The sequence below is a fragment of the Ruegeria conchae genome, from assembly GCF_000192475.1.
Taxonomy (GTDB): Bacteria; Pseudomonadota; Alphaproteobacteria; order Rhodobacterales; family Rhodobacteraceae; genus Ruegeria; species Ruegeria conchae.
On the sequence record NZ_AEYW01000022.1, the window covers coordinates 192,747 to 212,868 of the forward strand.

Here is a 20,122-nt window from a genome sequence, read left to right on the forward strand (position 1 = left end):
TCTGACGTGGACAGATGCGGAAGAGGGATAGAAGCTCAAAGATCTACTATGTGCTATGTAATATCCGCGAGCTGACAAATATCACCAGACAGTTGTGACCGCGAAGCCGTCTTTGGTTGCAGGATTCGTATATCGATAGATTGAAAGTTAACAAATGGAACCCATGCGTCAAAACGGGTCTGACAATCTTGATGAACTTCAGCACCGCTCTGCAGTTGGGCGATACGGTTCGGAGTGGTCAGCATGGGCAATTTTTGTCGGCGTGGCGTTTCTCCTTCAAATGTTTCTCGCCTTGAACACACGTGCGCCATTCGTGATCGAAAACGGTGACAACGGTTCCATTCTCTATATCATCGCACATTGGATTCAGCCCGAAGCGTTCATGGATGATGTGTTGTTGGGCGTCGATGGCACAACCAGTTTTTATCAGGCAGCTTTGATGTGGCCCAACTATCTGCTTGGGCTAGCAGGGGTTGAGCTCGGCTTTTTTTATGTGATCATATGTTTCCCAATAGCGATGGCGCAGATGGGCGGCTTTTACCTTCTTGGTAAACAGCTCTTTTTAAATCGGAATGTTGCGATCGCTCTTGCACTGATCAGCATTCCCACGGTTTTTACGATTTCCGGTGATTTATGGGGTCACTACTATTCACCGCTTCTGCGCAGCGCATACGGTGCAGCGTTGCCCTGGCTTTTGTTGATATTGATATCACCCTCCCGACCCAGACCCTATGCACTGATGACCGCCGCTGCCGCTGCGAGCTACCTGCATCTTCCTTCTGGCCCACCTGTTGCTCTGGCTCTTCTGTTTGTCAGTTTGTTGCGGCGAAGTGAGGGCCAAGGCTGGGGTTATGCTTTCGTTCATCATGTGCTTGCCGGGGTGCTATATCTCGCGCTGATGAGCCCGTATGCTTTGTTGTTCTCTCAAACCTTCGCTGCAGGGGACAAGGAGGCTTTGCAGCAGTTTGCAAATTCTCCTTATGCGAATGTCGGCATGGCGATTGATCATCTATCAACATTGCGAGGCGTCAGACGCATGTCTATCTTGATTTCTCGCGTACCGGGCATGGAGTGGGCGGATCGAGTTGTGGTACCTTTCTTCGGCGTGTTGTTCGTTGTTGGGGGATTATCCTTATTGGTCGTCACCTTTACAAGCGTTCTACCTTCGCATCTACGGTCACGTCTGTCTTTTTCGCAGTCGTGGTATTGGGTTGCTGGTTTCTTTACCACCACGATTTTTTTGGCATTGGGTATTTCTGCTATTGATCAAGCTATTGCGGCGGCGCAGGCGCGTGGCCCTCTGCAGCTTGATTTCATTCGAGCCACGCGTTTTGGAGTTCCCGCAACATATATTGGCATGTTTATGCTGATCACATATCTGGCACAGCGGTTTAAGCCCAAGGCCTCGTGCCTTGCTCCAACTTGTACGATAGCGCTCGCCGTCTGGGTCTGGTTGTTTGCCTACCCGTCTACCAGCCACGGTCTGTATCGCATGACCAAAGGTCAGAGCATAGAAGATACCAATCTGACGCAGTTTGGACAATTCTCTCAGAAGATGGCTGAAATCGACGGCGTTGGTCCGATCACCCCAGTTTTGCGCTATGATTATCTTTCTAGCGCATTACGTTATGTCGCGTTCTTACCGCTGACTTTTAATCGCAAGGACAATAACTTCATATCGTACAGCGGTCGCCTTGATTCGCGCGAGCATCGCGCATTGATGGACCAAATTGATGCCATCCGCAAAGCGCGACGTGATCCCGACGCTCAGGTTCCAATCATTACTGGATTTGTGGATGTGCTTGGTTCACCAGATGTGGTGATTGATCGTCGCGTCGTGCAAGAACTGGCAGAAGCACGGCTTGTCTCCGAGTATGGCTTTGACTTGCAGTTGGAACTTGGTCCATTTGCATACTACCGACGCGCACAATAGCAGCCACGACCGCGCTTGTAAGAAAGCATGTCCCCTGTTAACAGCAATATCGATGAGGCCATAGAAAGCGCTGAACCGTGGAAGAATTTTCACCGGAAAATATCACAATCATATTGCCTGCCTATAACGAGGAACAGGCCGTCGGTTCGGTGATCCGCGATTTGCGGGATGAGCTTCCGGAAGTGACGTTACTGTTGGTTGACGATGGAAGCGTTGACAATACGGCCCAAGTTGCCCGTGCGGCAGGGGCTCATGTTATTTCGCACCCTCGCAATCGTGGTTATGGGGGAACATGGAAAACAGGTTTGAAAGAGGCCACGACTCCGTTTGTCATGTTTTTTGATGCTGATGGTCAGTTCACGGCCCAACAGGCCCGTGCATTGATCAAGCAATGGCAGCGGACCAAGCCCGCGCTGATTTCTGGTGCACGCAGCAAATCTTCTCATGTGGACCCGGTTCGCAAACCCGGTAAGATGATACTGTCGGGGTTCTCGAGGCTTCTGGTGGGGCAGCAAATCCCCGATCTGAATTGCGGCTTGCGGATCTACCGACGCACTCAGCTGTTGTCATTCGCAGAGTTGTTGCCCAATGGATTCTCAGCCTCCGCAACATCGCTGATCCTTTATCTCAAACAAAAATTCGACGTGAGCTTCATGCCCATTGAAACTCGCAAAAGGGTTGGCAAGTCATCGGTTTCTGTAATCAAGGATGGCTTTAATGTGCTTCTCCTGATCACCCGTCTTGTGGCCTTATATGATCCAATTCGCTTGTTCTTGTTGCCCTCGTTTACGCTGGCCGCTCTGGGTATTGTTTACTCGGTGATCGTGATTGTCGCACAGGGGCTGGGTCTGCCGGTCCTTGGCGCTGTGATGCTTCTGACATCTCTGATCCTCTTTTTCATGGGGATCGTTTGCGATCAGGTTTCAGCCATCCGTATCGCACAAGCCCGTACCGACGCGGCCTTGGCGCGTATAGAAGCAGGCACCACGCAAAAAGATGAAGCTGCATGAACGGTGCCGCCTGTGCGGCGGTACAACAGAACTGCGATCGGGCTATCGCTTTGGACAGTTTGACCTGTTCAAATGTGGCGCATGCGGGTTTCAGCAAATAGACCCAGAGCCTTCTGGTGCAGAACTTCAAGAGCTCTATGGGACCCTCTATTTTCAGAAAGCCAAATATACCGATCCAAAAGCCATAGAGCTTGAGTATGAGCGTCGCCACAATTTGATGGCTCGCGCCGGATTCAAACCCGAGGATAGTCTGCTGGAAATTGGCTGTGGAGCAGGGCAGTTTATCGCAACCTGTGCAGATACTTACAACTGGTATGGTATGGACTTTTCAGAGGCCGGAATCGAGGAGGCACGGACCAGGCTTCCGAATTTACCTGCCGACAGGCTGAGATCACAATCAGTTGAAGATTTCAACCCCAGTCTCCCGGACGGTGGTTTCGATGGTGTGTTGATTTTTGACACAATTGAGCATGTATACGATCCGCAACCAGTTTTGAAGCGCGCAGCAAGCTGGCTCAAGCCGGGAGGTCGTATGATCGTAACAACCCCAGATATTGGCGCGAATATGGCTAAGCTTACAGGCCGTCGGTGGCCATTTATGACACCACCGGAACACCTTTCATTTTTTACTCGTCCCGCGATGGTGCAGGCGCTGAAAAGTGCTGGGTTATACACATCATATTCCAAGTCTATGGGCAAATACGCCAACGTCGCGTTCATTGTCTACAAGGCGGGTAGGGTTGGCCTGTTGCCGAAGTCATTGGGAAAGCTCGCGGTGAAGATGGGTCTGGGCAAGCTTACCATCTATGTGCCGACCGGCGATGTAATGTATATGATTGCTGAAAAACAGCGGGACGCCTGAGGAATGTGCGGCATCGCAGGTATCTTGGCGCTAACGCAGACCATTGACCCAACAAAAGCTGAAGCTTGTCTCGCGACGATGTTGGATCGGCTTCATCATCGTGGTCCTGACGAACGTGGACAGTTTAACGGTGATCGCGTCTGGATGGGTAACACACGTCTTGCGGTCGTCGGTGAGGAGAACGGTCGCCAGCCGATCTGGAACGAAAACCGCACTGTCGTCGTCGTAATGAATGGCGAAATCTATAATGCTCCAGACCTCGTACGCAGCCTGACGGAAATGGGACACAGGTTTTCCACCGACACTGATACCGAAGTTCTGGTTCACGGATACGAGGAATTTGGGCTTGAAGTTCTGGATCATCTCAACGGAATGTTTGCCTTTTCAATCTACGATTTGCGCAAGGGCAAGGTGATCATTGCCCGCGATCGCTTTGGCATGAAACCCCTTTATATTCTTAAGAGCCTGTCGGTGCCTGGTGATCTGCTATTTGCCAGCGAGCTCAATGCGCTCAAATCGGTCAAGGGCTTCTCGAACAAATATAGCCCCGAAGGGCTCGCCACCTTTCTCGGCAGTATGTATGTTTCCGAGCCCTTTACGGCATTTGAGGATATACGGGCGCTGGAACCGGGATGTGCTTTGGTTTGCACTGCGCAAGGTCAGGAAAAACACCGCTATTGGGATATGACTTTCAATCCCGACAATAGCCGTCGCAATGAAGCCGATGCGATTGCGGCAGTTGCCGATGTGCTTCCACGGGCGGTAGGCAGGCACCTGATGGCGGATCGACCTGTCGGGACACTGTTGTCTGGAGGTCTTGATAGCCGGGCAGTCTCTGCGGCGGCCTGGGCGCAAGGGGGGACCGGCCGAGCTTATACGGTCGGATATGACGAGGCCGCTTTTGACGAAAGCCCATTGGCTGCTGCCTGGACCAAGGCGCTGGATCGTGAGCATCATGTTTTACGTCTTGGCGAAGCACAATTCGCTAGCATTGTCCCAAATCGCTATGCTGGACATGGTCAGCCTTATGGAGTCTGGGTCAATTCGGCGTCCGAAGCCCTTGCCGGAGAAATTCGCGCGCAGGGCTACAAGGCGGTGCTGACCGGAGAAGGTGGTGACGAGTTGTTCTGCGGCTACCCGACTCTTCATGCTGCGAATATCGCACGCTACTACCGATACCTTCCCGCGCCCGTCAGATCTCTGATCGCCAATGCCACCGATCTGCTGCCAGCTGGATCTAGCCGACTTCCGCTTAGTTTCATGGCGCAAAGCTTTGCAAAATCCGTGACGGGTGATCTATTACGCAGCTTCTACGGTTTCAAAGAAGTCATTCGCTATCGTGATTGGAAAGAGGCGTTGACACCGGAAGCCTATGCGATAGTTGGTGAAATTGATCCAGCGATTGCGTTCACCCAATACCGCGAGCGGATCGAGGACTGGCCCCTGATAGACCAGCTTTCATACATTGATATCAAGAGCTTTCTGGCATCCTGCAGTCTGGTTCCGAACGACAACGCCTATATGTCGCAAAGTGTCGAGACGCGGATTCCGCTTTTGGATGTTGAAATGGCGGAGCTGGTTAAAACTCTGCCATTGGGGGTCCGGTTCCACGCGACAGATCCCAAGCGGCTTTTGAAGAAAGCCTTGAACCACTATTTGCAGCAGAGCGCACCCGATGCCGTAGCCGCGCTTGGTCCGTATAAGAAGATGGGATTCGAGGTTCCGACTACTGTTTGGATAAATGGTCCCCAATTCGGACCCGTGATCGATCATTATCTCAGCCGTGGGGCCGTCGAGCGCGTTGGCTTTTTCAATCCTGATTACATTGAGCGCATTTTGAGCGCGCAGCGAACTGGGCGTGCAAATAACGAACGCATCTTGCAAACAGCAATGGCGTTGCAGCATTTTTTGGGATAGCGAAGTCAGGGTCCGAATGCCGAACAACGAACTAAAGGGTTGAACGCCTATGTGCGGGATTTTCTGTCTTTCGCTCGATGCCAATCACAATCTCGACGCGGCAATCCTGACCCGATTGACGCGCGAAATGCTCCTGATTGCCGAACGGCGGGGCCGGGAAGCGGCGGGAGTCTGCACCTATCAAAACGGGCGGACTTTTTACATCAAGCGCCCAAGTTCTGCGTCTGCAATCGTTCGAGGTCCGGAATTCGCCGAGTTTTCCCAAAAAGCCTTTGTGAATCCCGACAACGGCGGTGTTGCAATTATTGGTCACGCAAGGCTGGTTACAAATGGTCTCAGAGCCTTTCATGACAATAACCAACCCTTTGATGACAAAGGATTTGTGGGGGTGCATAACGGGGTGATTGTCAATCACAGCGAATTCTTTGCCCCTGACCTTCCCGTGCCCGAGCTGGACAGCTTGGCAATCCCAACCCGGTTGCGCCACCATCTTGATGCTGGCAACTCCGCCGAGGACGCCAATGTGGCCACGCTGAACGATCTTCAGGGGGTCGTATCATACCTGATGGTTGACACCGTGTTCGGTCAAATACATGCGGCATCTAACAATGGCTCGCTCTATGAGGCGCGGTTGATGCGTGATGGTGCTCCGGTCGGCCGGATTCTTATGTCCGAGCGGGAAATGCTTCGGTTGATGGAAGCGCATCTTGCGAGCGTTGGTATCCAGAAAGGTGATGTCCGCCGCTATGATCCGGGCACTGTAGACAGCTGGTGCGTGACCGACGACCAAAAGGCGATCAAACCAGCAGCGACTACGAAACCAGTAGATCTAAGCGCGCTAACGGACCCAAGAAAAGCCGAGCTACGCCGCTGCACAAACTGTCTGCTGCCCCACACGATGCCCTTTATCGAGTTTGATGATGCTGGTGTATGCAACTGGTGCCGCAACAGCCTTCTGACGCCGCTGAAAGAGCGCGACGAACTGGATGCGCAGCTCGAAAAATTACGCAACATCATAGATCGCCCAAATTGCCTTATGGCGGTCAGTGGCGGACGAGACAGCTGCTATGGTCTTCACGTTGCAAAGACAGAACTTGGGCTGAACCCGATTGCCTTCACTTACGATTGGGGCATGGTGACAGACTTGGCCCGACGCAACACATCGCGCGTCTGCGCCAAACTGGGCATCGAGCATATCATCGTTTCGGCGGACATTCCTCGTAAGCAAGAGAACATCCGCAAGAATATCGAAGCATGGCTCAAACGGCCGGAACTAGGGATGGTTCCGATATTCACAGCGGGTGATAAACAGTTTTATCAGCACGCGAACCGCTTGCAGAAAGAACTGGATGTGCCCGCGATTATCTTTTGCGAGAACGGGCGCTACGAGAAGACTTGGTTCAAAGCGGGGTTTGCTGGCATCAATGAGGGGAATCGGCGGCTTTGGAACCTGTCGATGATCGAAAAGTTCCGTTACATGTCGTATTATGCAGGTCAGTTTCTGCGGAACCCCGCTTATCTGAACCGCTCGCTACTGGACAGCATAGAAGCGTTCATCTCGAGCTATTTCCTCAAGCATGACTACATTCAGCTTTTTGACTATATCCCGTGGGAAGAAGAAACCGTCGAACGCGTTTTGATCGACGAATATGGTTTTGAAGTCCCAGAGGGTTGTCCGACTACGTGGAGAATTGGCGACGGAACGGCACCGTTCTACAACTTTATCTACCGCACGGTTGCTGGGTTTACCGAGTTTGATACCTTCCGCTCAAATCAAATTCGCGACGGTAAGATCACACGAGAATTCGGTGCCGAACGTATTCAAATCGAAAATGAACCCAGGATGGACGATCTTCGCGAATACCTGGCGACCGTTGGAGTGAATTTCGACAAAGCCATGACGAGGATTCTGTCAATCCCCAGACGGTATTGATTCACGGGGCATATCAGACGTGCGACCATTCTTTGAAGCCGGAATATCAAGTCGTACCGAACAATCTGGGTTTCCACACCCGCAGCAGATAAAGCTGCGCGATCTCTGCGATTCCCGTTGCTACCGCTGCGCCTTGTGGGCCGAAATACGGGATCAGCACGAGGTTGAACACCAAGTTTAGCATTGCGAGGATCGCAAAGAACGCTGTTTGTAAGACTGGTTGCCCTCCCTGGGTGAACGATTGATTGAGAACTATCGCAGGAGCTGCAACTGTCGTCGCGAGGCCCATGATTAAAAATACTTCGGTGGAGGTTCGACTATCTTCGGCACCCAGCAGCACTGGGGCGGCAAAAATCAGCAACCCCGAAGCGCATATCAGCGTGACGATACTGATTGCCCTGCCAACTAACGCCAAGGAAGAATACAACTTGTCAAATGCAGCCCTGTCTTGATGGAACAAATAGTTGGCAACCCGCGGATTAATGACGCTTTGGACCGCAGCGAGAAGCATACGCAATCCGTCTGCAAACATCGCGCCAAGAGCGTACATGCCCACAACCCTGTCGGATGCCAGAAGACCCAGAACCAAAACATCTATCCTGCTGTTCACATCCGACAGCAATCCGATTAATGCACCCCGCCAACCACGTCCGTTCTCGCTGATCATGACCGCAAATAGTCTACTAAACTCCAGACGTGTTCCCCTAGTATAGAGCCAAAGCATCACCAGCATGAGCGCAAATATCAGTGCCTCGGATGCCACAAACAGCCATCCAAACCACCCTGTCGGGGCGTGCAGGATTAGCAAAGCCAGAAATGCCAACAGCATAGTTGGCATACGAATACCCTGCAGGACCGCATAGGTTTTGAGATGTTCCATCCCATTGAGCGAGTGAACGCCAACCTTGTTGAGGCCAAACAACATTACCCCTAACCCGACCGCAGGCATGGTTTCTGCCAGCTCTGGGCTGTCGAGAACTGAACCGATGACCGGTGCCCCGTGCCACAGCAGCAATGCCATCAGCATGCCAACCGCGAGAACGGGCAAAAAAGCTGCTATCAAATAGGTACGTGCGCTGGGGTCCGATGCGCCATGGCGGGAAAAATAGTATAGTGCCGCAAAGGCAAAGCCACCCGCCGATACCTGACCCAGAATAAGGAAAAACAACAGGGCTTGGCTGAATACGCCGAGCCCCTCAAAGCCGTAGTACCTACCGATCAACAGGTTTAGCGCAACACCTGAAACCGCCAGAGCAGCCACAGAGCCGATGTTGGCGAACAAAGTTGCCGGGTCACTGACTTGGCCTAATGCCTGACGAATGTTTTGAATTGCCCCGTTTATCACGACAGGATTAATAGGCGTCTTAGATTGAATGTGCCAGTGTATGTCAGGCGGAATAAGCGGGGCATTGTCATTTTCACAGCGTCCTGTCTAAGCGCAGGCACCTGCACCCTGACGATTGGGCAATGTCTACGAAAGGTGCGCTTTGTCCTCTATTTGTCATAATAGTCGCGAAACCAGTCGACAAATTTCTGAATTCCATCTTTGAAATCGGTCTGAGGGCGATATCCGGTCAGACGCTGCAGCAGGTCCGCGTTTGCCCAGGTTGCCGGGACATCACCCATTTGGATGTCCATGTAGTTTCTGATAGCTTTCTTGCCCAGACAATCTTCGATTGCGTCGACAAAATCCAGCAACCGCACTTTGTCCGAGTTACCTATATTGACGACGCGGTAAGGTGCAACCGGGCTTAGGCTGTCACCTTCTTCAATGTCTTCCGGATTCTCCGGGCGTACTGGAACGGCCTTGATCAGAAGTGAGATCGCTCGTACTAGGTCGTCAATATAAGTGAAATCGCGGTACATATCACCGTGGTTGTAGATGTCGATCGGACGGTCATTCAGTATCGCATCGACAAATTTATAGAGTGCAAGGTCAGGCCGACCCCACGTGCCGTAAACTGTAAAGAACCGGAACATGGTTGTGGGCAGATCCCAGAGATGGGCATAGGAATGCCCCATGCTTTCGTTTGCTTTTTTGGTCGCCGCATAGATAGTCAGCTGCGTATCCGCTTTTTCGCATTCATCGAACGGCATATCTGTGTTGGCACCGTAAACCGAGGAAGTGGACGCCATGAGCAAATGCTGAACCTTGTGGCGGCGTGCGGCTTCCATGACATTAAACGTGCCAACGACATTGCTGTCGATATATGCGCGGGGATTTTCAAGGCTATAACGGACACCGGCCTGTGCCGCGAGGTGAACGATGACATCGGGCTCGAAGCCGTCGGCGACGACATCGAATTTCTCCGCGTCTTCCAGCATTCCTTCATCGCAGGAAAAATTGGGGTTCTGCAACAGTGCGGCATGGCGGCGTTGTTTCAAACGGACGTCATAGTAATCTGTCATCCCGTCAAAGCCATGCACTCTGTCTCCATTCGCGAGCAGCAGTTTGGCAAGATGAAAACCAATAAACCCGGCTGTGCCGGTAATCAGAACTTTTTGCACCCGTCTGTTTCCTTGTTTTGTTGCTTAGTTAAGAACACCCTAGGGCTCTGGATGCGAGTTGAGAGCCTTCTCAAATCATTATTCCAGCCATTCGGTCAAGCGATGACCCAGCATAATTGCGCCCGCACGGGTCAGATGGCCTCCGTCATATGAAATCAAAAGCCCGTCCTCGTTCGTATTGCGACACGTTTTACCATTGCCGCACATCAGGTTTGAGATGTCCACGAATTGTGCCGGTGATAGAGTTTCGTTCATGGATTGATTAGTAGCCAAATGGCCTTGGCTCATTTCAACCATTATGTTCTCGTTGCCGGTTTCGAATTCCGTCATGTAGCGCTTGAGAGACATACCGGAACCGAAGTTCTTGCGTCCCATAACCCGAATTCTTGCCAGTGTCACGTCGCCAAGGTTTTCAAGACTTTCAGGCAGATTCTCGACTTGCCAATCTTTCCAGCTGGATACCAGCCAGATTTCATCCGCATGCTCTATCCGGGCTTGCAGCGTTTCGTCCTCGTAGCCTGGCCTTTTTGCACACAACTCACGATCTTTAGGAGCGATAAGATCCGTGAAATCACGTTTCAGGAACAGGTTACCGCAGCGCCCAGATATGTAGAAGGTCGAAAGTTGAAACTTGTCTGCCAATGGAGATTCCAGCACGGCGTTAAGCATGTCCTGCGCGTAGCTGTCACCGATAATCAGCAACTTTTTTCGTTGATCAGTCCCATCAAACTCTGCATTTTGGAATTCTGAGAACTGCCCGCGTACATAGTTTGCTGGATCATCATATTGTTCGAATACGGCTTGATGGTTTGCGGCATAGCGACCCGGTACACCCTGCGTCCAAGTGATAGTCAGCCCAGCCACGATCAGCATGACCCCGGCCGTCCCTGCCGGCAACATTATTGTCATACCGGGGAAAATCGGACCTTTTCTAAAGGGCGTTTCAACAAACTTGTAGCTAAGGAATGCAAGCAGCAGCGTTAAGCCACACAGCACTGCCATCAACCAAAGCGGCGGCTCATGCCAACTCAGATATCGGGCATAGGCCAAAACGGGTTGATGCCAAAGATATGCAGAATAGCTGATCAATCCGACACCTATGCAAACCGGATTGGCCAAAATAGGGAAAGACCACGTGCCTCGACGCTCGAACAAGATGATCAGAACGGTTCCCAGCACAGGTGCTAATGCATAAGGGCTAGGGAAAGGCGTGTGTTTGTCATAGAAATGGATAGCATACAGGATCAGCGCAATACCCAGAACCGATAGAACTCCGGACAGGGCCGAACTTGGTCGCCACGGGTTTGGGCGTCCCATATAAAGTGCGGCAAGCGCGCCGGCCATCAACTCCCAAGCGCGGGTTGGAAGCAGGTAGAATGCGGCTTCGGGTTTGCTCAACGCGCCGAGATCCCATGTGACAAATGCAAAACTGACCGCAAAAATCAGACTTAGCACGACAAAGACAATCTTGAGGCCAAATCGCCAGAGCAGCGCGAGCGCAATCGGGAAGAAGATATAGAATTGCTCTTCCACAGCCAATGACCAGGTATGCAGAAGTGGTTTTAGTTCGGTCGCGGTGTCAAAATATCCGCTTTCCATCCAGAAAAAGAAGTTAGACCAGAACGTTGTGACCGCAAAAACGCTGAGTGAGAAGCTTTTGAGATCTGCCGGAAGCAATATGAACCAACCCGCGACAAAGCTTACCACCACGACGCAGAAAAGGGCAGGAATGATGCGCCTTACGCGACGCTCATAGAACTTAAGGATCGAATAGCGACCCTGTTCAAGATCGCTAACGAGAATTGTTGTGATGAGATACCCAGAGATTACAAAGAACACATCTACGCCGACATAACCTCCTGTGAAATAGGGGAATCCTGCATGAAAAAGGATAACCGGGATCACTGCAAGCGCGCGGAGGCCGTCAATTTCTGGCCTGTATTTCATATTTTAGCACCACCCATAAGCTGTTTTAACAGCATTCAGCTGAGCGGCGCGCGAGAATTTGTTCAGGATCAAACCCGGACTACGCGCATGCACAGATGCGCGCCAATCTTCATTTTGCAACCCGTCAATAACGGCCTGAGCCAATGCATCAGCGCTTCGCATTGTCAGCCTTGCGGTGTCATGGTCGGCAATTGCTTCGTTTATGCCACCAACATCCGGGGCGACAACGGGCAATCCTGCGAGTTGAGCCTCGATCACCGCGTTTGGCAGGCTTTCTGTACACGTGGTCATTAGGAACAAGTCCATTTGCCGCAGATAGTCGAACAAGCCCTCGGACACCAGGCCGGGCAGTACGAACTGATCTGTCAGCCCGGCTGATGCAATGGCTTTTTCGATGTCTTTCCGCAGGGGTCCATCACCGACCATTAGAAAGCGGGTACCCGGGATTGCGGTGTTCACTCTTTTGGCGACCGAGACCCATAGCAGCGGATCTTTCACCGGAGAAAACCGAAAGACGCCGCCAACAGTCAATTGTTGGCCGGAATCTGGATTTGGTGGGCTCAGTTCCTCAAAGCCAAGTTCTTTGGGCTCAATGGCGTTGTAAATGGTTGTAAAGCGCGTATCGGGCAGACCTGTTGCTTGGGCCCAATCATTAGCAGCGGCCCTGCTGTTTGCCGCCAGAACAACCTGCGGGAACCCCGCGCATAGTTTGATGGTGTATTCGGACAGCCTCTCGCGCAGGCTTTCGATCTCGGACCCCGACGACTGCTGGCCGCGTGTCATCGATCCGAAATGCACAACAACACGCGGCGTACCTGAGATAACCGCTGCCAGCGCAAGTTCGGCGTGTAGGCCGCCTCTTATATGCACAACCTCCGGACGCAACTCGTAAAGGGTGCCCAAAGCCGCGCGAAGCCACCGCATTCCTATCGCTTCAGATAGTGACGCAACACTCTGTAGAGTAGGCTCGTCTTTCCACGGGTCGGGCAGCGAGACCGGCATGTCATCAAATTGATGATTTGACAGTTTGCTATACCCGCTTGGAAGCTTGTAAACGTTTTTGGGCTGCTCTTTTGTGAGCATATGCAAAGACGAAACCAAAGGGTCCTGAGCAAGGTTTGCGATTAGATGTGTAACCTGCCTCTCGGCTCCGCCAATTCCCAGCGAATGATTGTACAACAGAACCCGACCGGCGTGCGCCTTGTAGGGTTGCGTCGGTTGCTCTTTTTGGCATTTGACCCAATGCCTAAGCACCGAAAAGGCGATGTCTTCCTCTGCCTCGGCGGATATGCCTTCAGCGGACAACGCATTAAGCGCAGTATTGATGCGCTTATTGAGGCGGCTGCTTTGCCTCACGTGTTTAAGATCTGAATTCAGCTCACGCGCTTCGATATAGCGGCGCAAATCAACCAGCGACAACAGGGCGCTCCGCTCGGCGGTTGCGTTGGTTTGCCAGTTCTGACGTTCCCCCAGAACGTCCATCGCCGATTTCGGTCGCCATGATTTCCACAGACGGAAAGCCAAATCCGCCCGTGAAATCTGTTGGCGATCAAAGAGGGTGTAGAGCCAGTCGACATATCGCTTGACTACAGCGCCCTTACCCAACGCATGAAGAATTTTAGTTCGTTGGAAATGATCCTGAGGGCGCGCGAAGCTCGATTGGCAGATTTGGCGACAAAGCACTAGTGCCTCCGAGTATCTGCGTTCGCGATTCAGTTCTGTCATTCGTGCGCGCTTACTCCGAATCTCTCGCTTGAGCTTTCGGCGAAACACCTTCCGAATAAAACCCGGTGGGCGCAATCGATTTGAGGATGAGTTTTCGCTTACAGCGTATAAGCTTAAAGCACGTTTCCTCATGTTTTGCCCTACTTTTTTGCCCGCAGATGTTATAGCTATTGATGGGCTGTTCAAATGACAGAGTTTCCAAGCACAGGTGCTTATAGTTCGAAATCCAAGAGATTCAACCGTAGGAAGTTTCGGGTAGGCAAGCAGCTGCGCAACAGCAACCTTTGTTGAGTTTCCCGACTTGCCGTATTAGTTTCGCCAGGCTTACGTCCCGCAATTCCGGCGGTCGCGGTGCCGCGCGGAGATAGAGTTCCATTTTTGTACCTATGTGTTCTTAACCCTAGGAGGGTACAGGTGAGTTTTCTTGGCAGAAAAAGGGTAAGAACTAGCCGAAAACTATCGCGCTGGGCTCGTTTCCTAAGAGTTCTTCGAAAACCCGGAATTCTGTTTCTTACTAAGAAAAGGAAAGCAGACCTAAATAGCAGCATCATCACAGCCTACGACATGCTTCTATCTGATGGACTCGAGAAGACGCTTTCTTATCTCAGGCGAAATGACTTCTACCATTCGCCCGGAACTACAGAACTTTTCAAAGCAATTGCAGCGACAAATGATGTGGCGTGGACTGAGAACATGAATGCCTGGCTGAAACGACACAGTCATTCTGTCATCAGGTTGAAACCTGGAACAGATGCCAGGTTCTTACGTATCAGCTTTGAGGATTTGCCACCCGTGGTTGGCTCGCAGCCAAAAATATCGGTCCTGATGCCGACACACAATGCTGAGACCACGATCAGATTGGCGGTGCAATCAATACTCCAGCAGACTTGGAGAAACCTCGAACTGATTGTCGTCAACGACAACAGCACAGACAGCACGGCTAAAATACTGGCTGGTCTGGCACAACAAGAACCACGCCTCAAAGTTCTCAACAACCTGGTAAATGTGGGTCCCTATGTGTCGAAGAATCGAGCCTTAGCTGTTGCGTCGGGCGATTTCATTACTGGCCATGATGCAGATGATCTGGCACTACCGGACCGTTTAGAGCGCCAAGTGCGGCCTTTGCTGCATGACCATTCGTTGGTTGGAGCCTACGGGCACATGGTCCGTTTGGACGAAACTGGCCGCCCGAACTATCTATCGCGCATTGCAAATCACAGCTTTGATGGCATTTTGCGCCGCGCCATGATTTCGCTGATGTTAAGGCGAGAGGTTTTCTCGCTTGTTGGATACTGGGACAGCGTTCGCTTTGGCGCGGATATGGAATTCTTGGCGCGTGTCGAGCGTGCATTCCCAAACTCGGTGGTGGAAGACCGTGCTTGCACAATGCTTTGCCTCAATGAAAAAGGCAGTCTTACCAACAATCCGGCATCCGGGATTAGCAACCGAGACGGTCCCTCTCAGATTCGGGTCGAATATCGCGACAGCTGGAAGAAATGGCATCAAGAGCACAGGAACGAAATACTCTATCGCTCTTTCAGCAATCTAACTCGGGAGTTCGAGGCACCTGAGGGGATGGTTATCCCGCAAAGTGACATCTTGAAAGTTCAGGGATAGGTTGGGTTGAGACTTTTGGTCGCGACCTAGTCGTCACGGTAATGGGTTGTTGGAGTTGTCACATTAATTGCCGTCCGACCAAAGAATGCTGACACCCATTTGGACCGAATTTCCAGTCAAATTGATCACGCCAATTCGATCCGCTATGCCATGGTTGAAAGAAGAAAATGCGAAGATACCTGACAAATGGGTTGCTTGAACTGAACAATGCTCAGCCTAGGGTTCAATCCGCTGTGTGTTCTTGGGCGGAAGAAATTCCCTTTTTGTCGGCTCCGATGCCGGTCGCGCGGCTGCCGCAATCGGCTATCCTCTGGTTGAGACCACCAAGCTCAATGGTGTTGATACCCAAGCCTAACTGAAACGGGTCCATGCCTAAATAGTCTGTCAAAAGCCACCCGCCTCAACGAAGTCATACCATGACGTCACATTGCGTAGGTGGTGCAACAGGGATCCGCGCTGCCCAGACAAAGCACACAGACCGAACCGTCGCATGTAGGGCCGACTTGACCTTGGAAACCCGCCGATGCAAAAGTGAATAACGGTATTGGTGGTAAGATCGCAGGCTCGTAAGGGCTTACTTGCCCTGGTGGATCGTTCCCCGGGCCCAATGTCATTCTCTAGCTGCCTCCCATAGCGGAGCCAAGGCGAATTTATCGAGTTCGGGTTGCAACACGGGGTGCTGCCGAATCAGGAAATGACGAAGAAATACACCGATGAATAGCGGTATTTCAAATCTGGATTATTAGCCTACCTATTTCCGAGAAAAGCTGACCTGTTCACTGCGGCGAAATATATGGTGATCGAGGTTGCTGACTGGCACACGGATAGGACCACGGCCGTCAACCAGATGTGACAGGCCGATTTCACCTGCTTTAAGATCATCGGTTAGGGTTGGTATTGACTGAGCTCGATCCTGGATGATTGCATCTATTAGATCATTTTCTGGAAGCTCCGCATAACCACGCGAGCGGGCGAAGTCACCCACTCATCCTGACAACAGATACCGGGACAAAATCTAACGATGGCACCGGGCCAATAAAAACGAGCCTCGCCAGAAAACCACAGTTTGCCTGGTGAATATGAACGTCAGTTCGACTCTTTCGTCAATTCCCATAATATCCAGCACAACCACGAGAGCCTTAACAATATATACCCGACGATATCTACTTCGGGCGCAATAAATCCCCATCAGAGAAAGGTACTAAATCAAGAAACCAACAATTCAGCAACGCCGCTTGCTACATCAAAAACAAGCGTGCATTCAAACACACAAACACATCAAGTGGGGCACTCCTGCGAACAAAGTCTCAGAAGAGCCTAACCAATCATGAGCGCACGCCCGCCTTTGAATTGGTTGTTGAGATCAAACAAAGTCAATATGCGTTTCAAAGTGATCTAACAGGAGGCAAGCTTTGCTCGAACAACTTAAATCTGACTTCAAGCGAAGCTCCCCGCTAATTCGAATATCGATCATAGCTTTGTTCCCTCTCTACCTGCTGTACAGGCTGCACCGATATCGGCGAGACATTAGGCGCAACCGCATCAACACTTCTTTCAGCGTGCAGCGGATGGGTGACATAAGCGGTACTTTGCGTGATGTGAAACAAGAGCTCATTGATCCAAAACTGGAATCTGAGATCAACGATTTGGCGGATACATTCGCGCTCTGTCGGATTGTCGGCAACGATCTCGAGCCAAGGCACAAGGTTGGCCAAAGTCTCTCAAATGTGCGCTTTATTTTAGACAATGAACCAGAATTCGATGGCGTAAAAAAGTTATGGTTGCTCAACAGGATATTTAACACCGAGACTGAAGCAAAGATTATCAGCTTACTTGAGGAACGAGGGCAGACCTATCGACGTATCGCCTTTGATCCAGAAGAATATCAGTCTATCGGGTACAGCTTCGATAAGTTCAAACAGCCTGATATGTTCTACGACGGACATCTTGAAATAGATTCAACCAGTACGCGCACGACGCAGGCAATTATGCAGGCTTACCGCGTCCGCAATAACTATGTGATGCACAACAACGGTGCACGAAATGCAGCTCTCGAGTTTTGTCTGGAATACGGCAAGTGGGCGCTGCCTTTTGATGGGAATTGCTTCCTTACGTCCTCAGGATGGGCGCGGCTGCATTCGAACATCTTAGAGGCCCGGGACAAGCGATATTTTGTTGTTCCAATGGCAAGGATCACCAACAATCAAGATTTGCTGGAACCTAACAATACCTTTTCTGCGGAAGAAGAGCCCCAATTGGTTTTTCGATGCGATGCACCATTGAGGTTCAACGAGGACCTTCCCTATGGTCGTCGTCCAAAGGTTGAGCTTTTCATGCATCTTGGTATCGAGGGTCCGTGGAAGCGATGGCCTGTGGAAGATTTCGACATTCCGCCACGCCGAGTTCACCCTGATGGTCATCGGGTTGGGCAAGCCGGTTGGGTCGCGCGGCTGGCGTCAGGAAAAGCCCACCTTGAACAGGCTGATCGGAAGGCATTTGTTAACCGTGGTCTCGCACGCGCTGCTGCGATCCGTTCGACTTTGGACATGTTGTCGATGCGTCCAGTCCGTGCGGCTCTAGCGCAAGACCAAGCCCTGACTTATGACCTGACCACGGCTGATCCGGCACAGTCAGAAGATTGGGCAGCTGTTCGGGAAGCTGCACAGCAGGCTTTAGACCGAGGGCCCTTTTCGGTTACGCAAAAACCCGAGCCCGGCCCCTCTGGCGATCTTCGCGACTATTTTCATCCAGCGCCATATTGGTGGCCGAACCCAAATTCGAAAGATGGTTTGCCCTATGTCAGGCGCGACGGTGAACGATTGCCGGGCACGGAACTTTATGAAGCAGAGAGTGGCCGCTTCGACCGAACACGTCTGCAACGCGTCTTCGACGACACCACAGCCCTTGCATTAGCGAGTACATTACAAGACGCCGATCCGAGTTTCCACGCACACGCCTGCTCAATTCTGAGGACGTGGTTTCTGGACGCTGAAACTGGCATGAAGCCCAACCTTTCTTATGCGCAGGTTCGGCTGGGTCACCAGGGTAACATGGGGGCTGCCCATGGGGTTATTGAAACCAAAGATTTTTATTTTCTTCTTGATGCGGTTCGGCTTCTTAGAGATTCGCACATAACCGACCGCATGAAAGAGTGGAGCTCGGAGTTTTTTGATTGGTTCACTGATAGTGTGCAAGGTCGCCAAGAATGCAGAGCAGCCAACAACCACGGGACATGCTATGACTTGCAGGCCGCCAGTCTTGCCGCATTTCTGGAAAAAGAAGATATTCTGCAAGCCATTGACTTACGAGCGCAAGCCCGCGCAATTTCTACGATCACCCCTGATGGAGATCAACCGCACGAACTGCAGCGCACGCTGACGCAGCACTATTGGGCTTTCAATTTACAGAGTTGGGTTAACCTGTTCGACCTTCTTTCAGCTGCAGGGCTGCGCCCTTGGCAGAGTGAAGCTGGCGAGAGGGTGCGGGTTGGACTACGCCGCATGTTGATGCTGTCAAAACAAAACTGGGAGCACCCCCAGATCAAGCCATTCGACAGCAATAGATTGCTACCTTTGAATGAGACACTGAAGAACCAAACAGGTGAGGATATCCTCGGACGCGCGGAAAGTGATGGGCCTGTCAGTTTTTTTCCTCATGATGGGGTTGCCCCGTTCTGGCGTTTGACAAGGCTAGGGCGCTGAGAAAAAAGTAACTAGCGCATCCTTAAATGCTGCGTCAGCTAAGGAGCTTGCAGTATTGCCGACAGCTGCAATCTCGCCAAAGCACGAAAGATCATCAAAAACTGCAGGATCGACCATAACACAAAGCGAGCGCGCACTTTTGTTGGCGGGCTAGTTTCAGATTATTAGGCGAATCTCGGTGTTCCTCATGCTTGCTTCGTTTGAGTTATTCAGTGGTTCCGCTTGGCAGGCATTGACCACAATTCAATCAATACGAAGAGGCAGAAACGGCTTTTACGTCCAAACGATCGGGATCCACGAGCAGGGTCACAGCTTAGCCTCAGATATTTAGCTTTGAGGCGGAATTTTAGTCCATTTAGGTTGTTGCCTTTTAATCGCCGGGCTGTCCACTTGATGACTGCTCTGAGTGACTTCTTTTTGATCCGTCTAATTTCGCTCTGCTCGCCCAGAGACATGCATATTCTTGCAATGCGGCCGGCTCGTCTTTGTGCAGCGCCATTAAAGCGCAGGCTGCCCACATCGCTACGTCATATTCCGAATTGGAGCGTTTCAGCCGGTATGCATTTGCGGCGGCACTGTTTGGGGTTGATGGTTCGAACATCAGTTCCTGAGCCGATCACAAAAAAGTATATATTGTTAGAAAGCCGGAAAAGATCCCAATTGAGGCAACCGTGAAGTTTAGAGAGAAGTTTAACATCGGGTCTTCCAATCTAGAAAGTTTGGCAGGTGCCGTATAATCGTCGGCGACATAACATACTGTTAGTATGCCGGAATGTCTTTGAATGGATCGAAAACGCATCGTTAACATTGCGTTAACAATTCGCGCGATTTCGGAGCTTTGTAGGTTGTAATCGTGCAGATCTACTGATCTTCGTCCGCCTCAAGCGGACAGCGCCTTCGTTCGGATCGATGCAAATATTTGAGGAAATGCGCCAACAATCTGCTACTCGACGCATTTCAATGAGTAAA

At 51.4% G+C, this 20,122-nt stretch carries 12 protein-coding genes; 7 read left to right on the forward strand and 5 right to left on the reverse strand.

Features of this window, described 5'->3' with window-relative positions; translation table 11 throughout:
• Positions 1-163: 163 nt before the first annotated feature.
• From G7G_RS0119130 to G7G_RS23350, 5 genes are all read left to right on the forward strand, one after another.
• On the forward strand, positions 164-1,933 hold the full coding sequence (locus G7G_RS0119130) for a hypothetical protein (RefSeq protein WP_139056627.1): 1,770 nt from the start codon (positions 164-166) through the stop codon (positions 1,931-1,933).
• A gap of 77 nt (positions 1,934-2,010) precedes the next feature.
• Positions 2,011-2,943, forward strand: a complete 933-nt coding sequence (locus tag G7G_RS0119135) for a glycosyltransferase family 2 protein (RefSeq protein WP_010443074.1) — start codon at positions 2,011-2,013, stop codon at positions 2,941-2,943.
• Positions 2,930-3,805, forward strand: coding sequence for a class I SAM-dependent methyltransferase (locus tag G7G_RS0119140; RefSeq protein ID WP_010443075.1), 876 nt, complete (start codon positions 2,930-2,932; stop codon positions 3,803-3,805). Before G7G_RS0119135 ends, G7G_RS0119140 begins: the two co-directional genes overlap by 14 nt.
• Positions 3,806-3,808: 3 nt before the next feature.
• A complete protein-coding gene (asnB, locus tag G7G_RS0119145) occupies positions 3,809-5,722 on the forward strand; it encodes an asparagine synthase (glutamine-hydrolyzing) (protein WP_010443076.1) in 1,914 nt (637 codons plus the stop codon).
• Positions 5,723-5,771: 49 nt separating this feature from the next.
• On the forward strand, positions 5,772-7,655 hold the full coding sequence (locus tag G7G_RS23350) for a lipopolysaccharide biosynthesis protein (protein ID WP_010443077.1): 1,884 nt from the start codon (positions 5,772-5,774) through the stop codon (positions 7,653-7,655).
• Positions 7,656-7,701: 46 nt separating this feature from the next.
• On the opposite strand, the gene G7G_RS0119155 is transcribed toward G7G_RS23350, so the two are convergent.
• From G7G_RS0119155 to G7G_RS0119170, 4 genes are all read right to left on the reverse strand, one after another.
• Positions 7,702-9,000 (reverse strand): oligosaccharide flippase family protein, encoded by a 1,299-nt coding sequence (locus G7G_RS0119155; protein WP_010443078.1) that lies wholly within the window; start codon positions 8,998-9,000, stop codon positions 7,702-7,704.
• A gap of 149 nt (positions 9,001-9,149) precedes the next feature.
• Positions 9,150-10,163: an NAD-dependent epimerase/dehydratase family protein gene (locus G7G_RS0119160; protein ID WP_010443079.1), complete on the reverse strand. Its 1,014-nt coding sequence runs from the start codon at positions 10,161-10,163 to the stop codon at positions 9,150-9,152.
• Positions 10,164-10,241: 78 nt separating this feature from the next.
• Positions 10,242-12,110, reverse strand: a complete 1,869-nt coding sequence (locus G7G_RS23755; protein WP_010443080.1) for an acyltransferase family protein — start codon at positions 12,108-12,110, stop codon at positions 10,242-10,244.
• A 3-nt stretch (positions 12,111-12,113) separates the two neighbouring features.
• The gene (locus G7G_RS0119170) at positions 12,114-13,835 is read right to left on the reverse strand and encodes a glycosyltransferase (protein WP_010443081.1); all 1,722 of its coding nucleotides are present in this window, start codon (positions 13,833-13,835) and stop codon (positions 12,114-12,116) included.
• 414 nt (positions 13,836-14,249) lie between these two features.
• Here G7G_RS0119170 and G7G_RS0119175 point away from each other — a divergent pair, with 414 nt between their 5' ends.
• Complete coding sequence (locus G7G_RS0119175) at positions 14,250-15,452, forward strand: glycosyltransferase family 2 protein (RefSeq protein ID WP_139056628.1); 1,203 nt, start codon at positions 14,250-14,252, stop codon at positions 15,450-15,452.
• 223 nt (positions 15,453-15,675) lie between these two features.
• Here the strand turns inward: G7G_RS0119175 and G7G_RS24430 are convergent, their stop codons facing one another.
• Complete coding sequence (locus G7G_RS24430; RefSeq protein WP_010443083.1) at positions 15,676-15,840, reverse strand: hypothetical protein; 165 nt, start codon at positions 15,838-15,840, stop codon at positions 15,676-15,678.
• 1,180 nt (positions 15,841-17,020) lie between these two features.
• On the opposite strand from G7G_RS24430, the gene G7G_RS0119195 reads away from it, so the two are divergent.
• The gene (locus G7G_RS0119195; RefSeq protein ID WP_010443085.1) at positions 17,021-19,153 is read left to right on the forward strand and encodes an alginate lyase family protein; all 2,133 of its coding nucleotides are present in this window, start codon (positions 17,021-17,023) and stop codon (positions 19,151-19,153) included.
• Positions 19,154-20,122 lie beyond the last annotated feature (969 nt).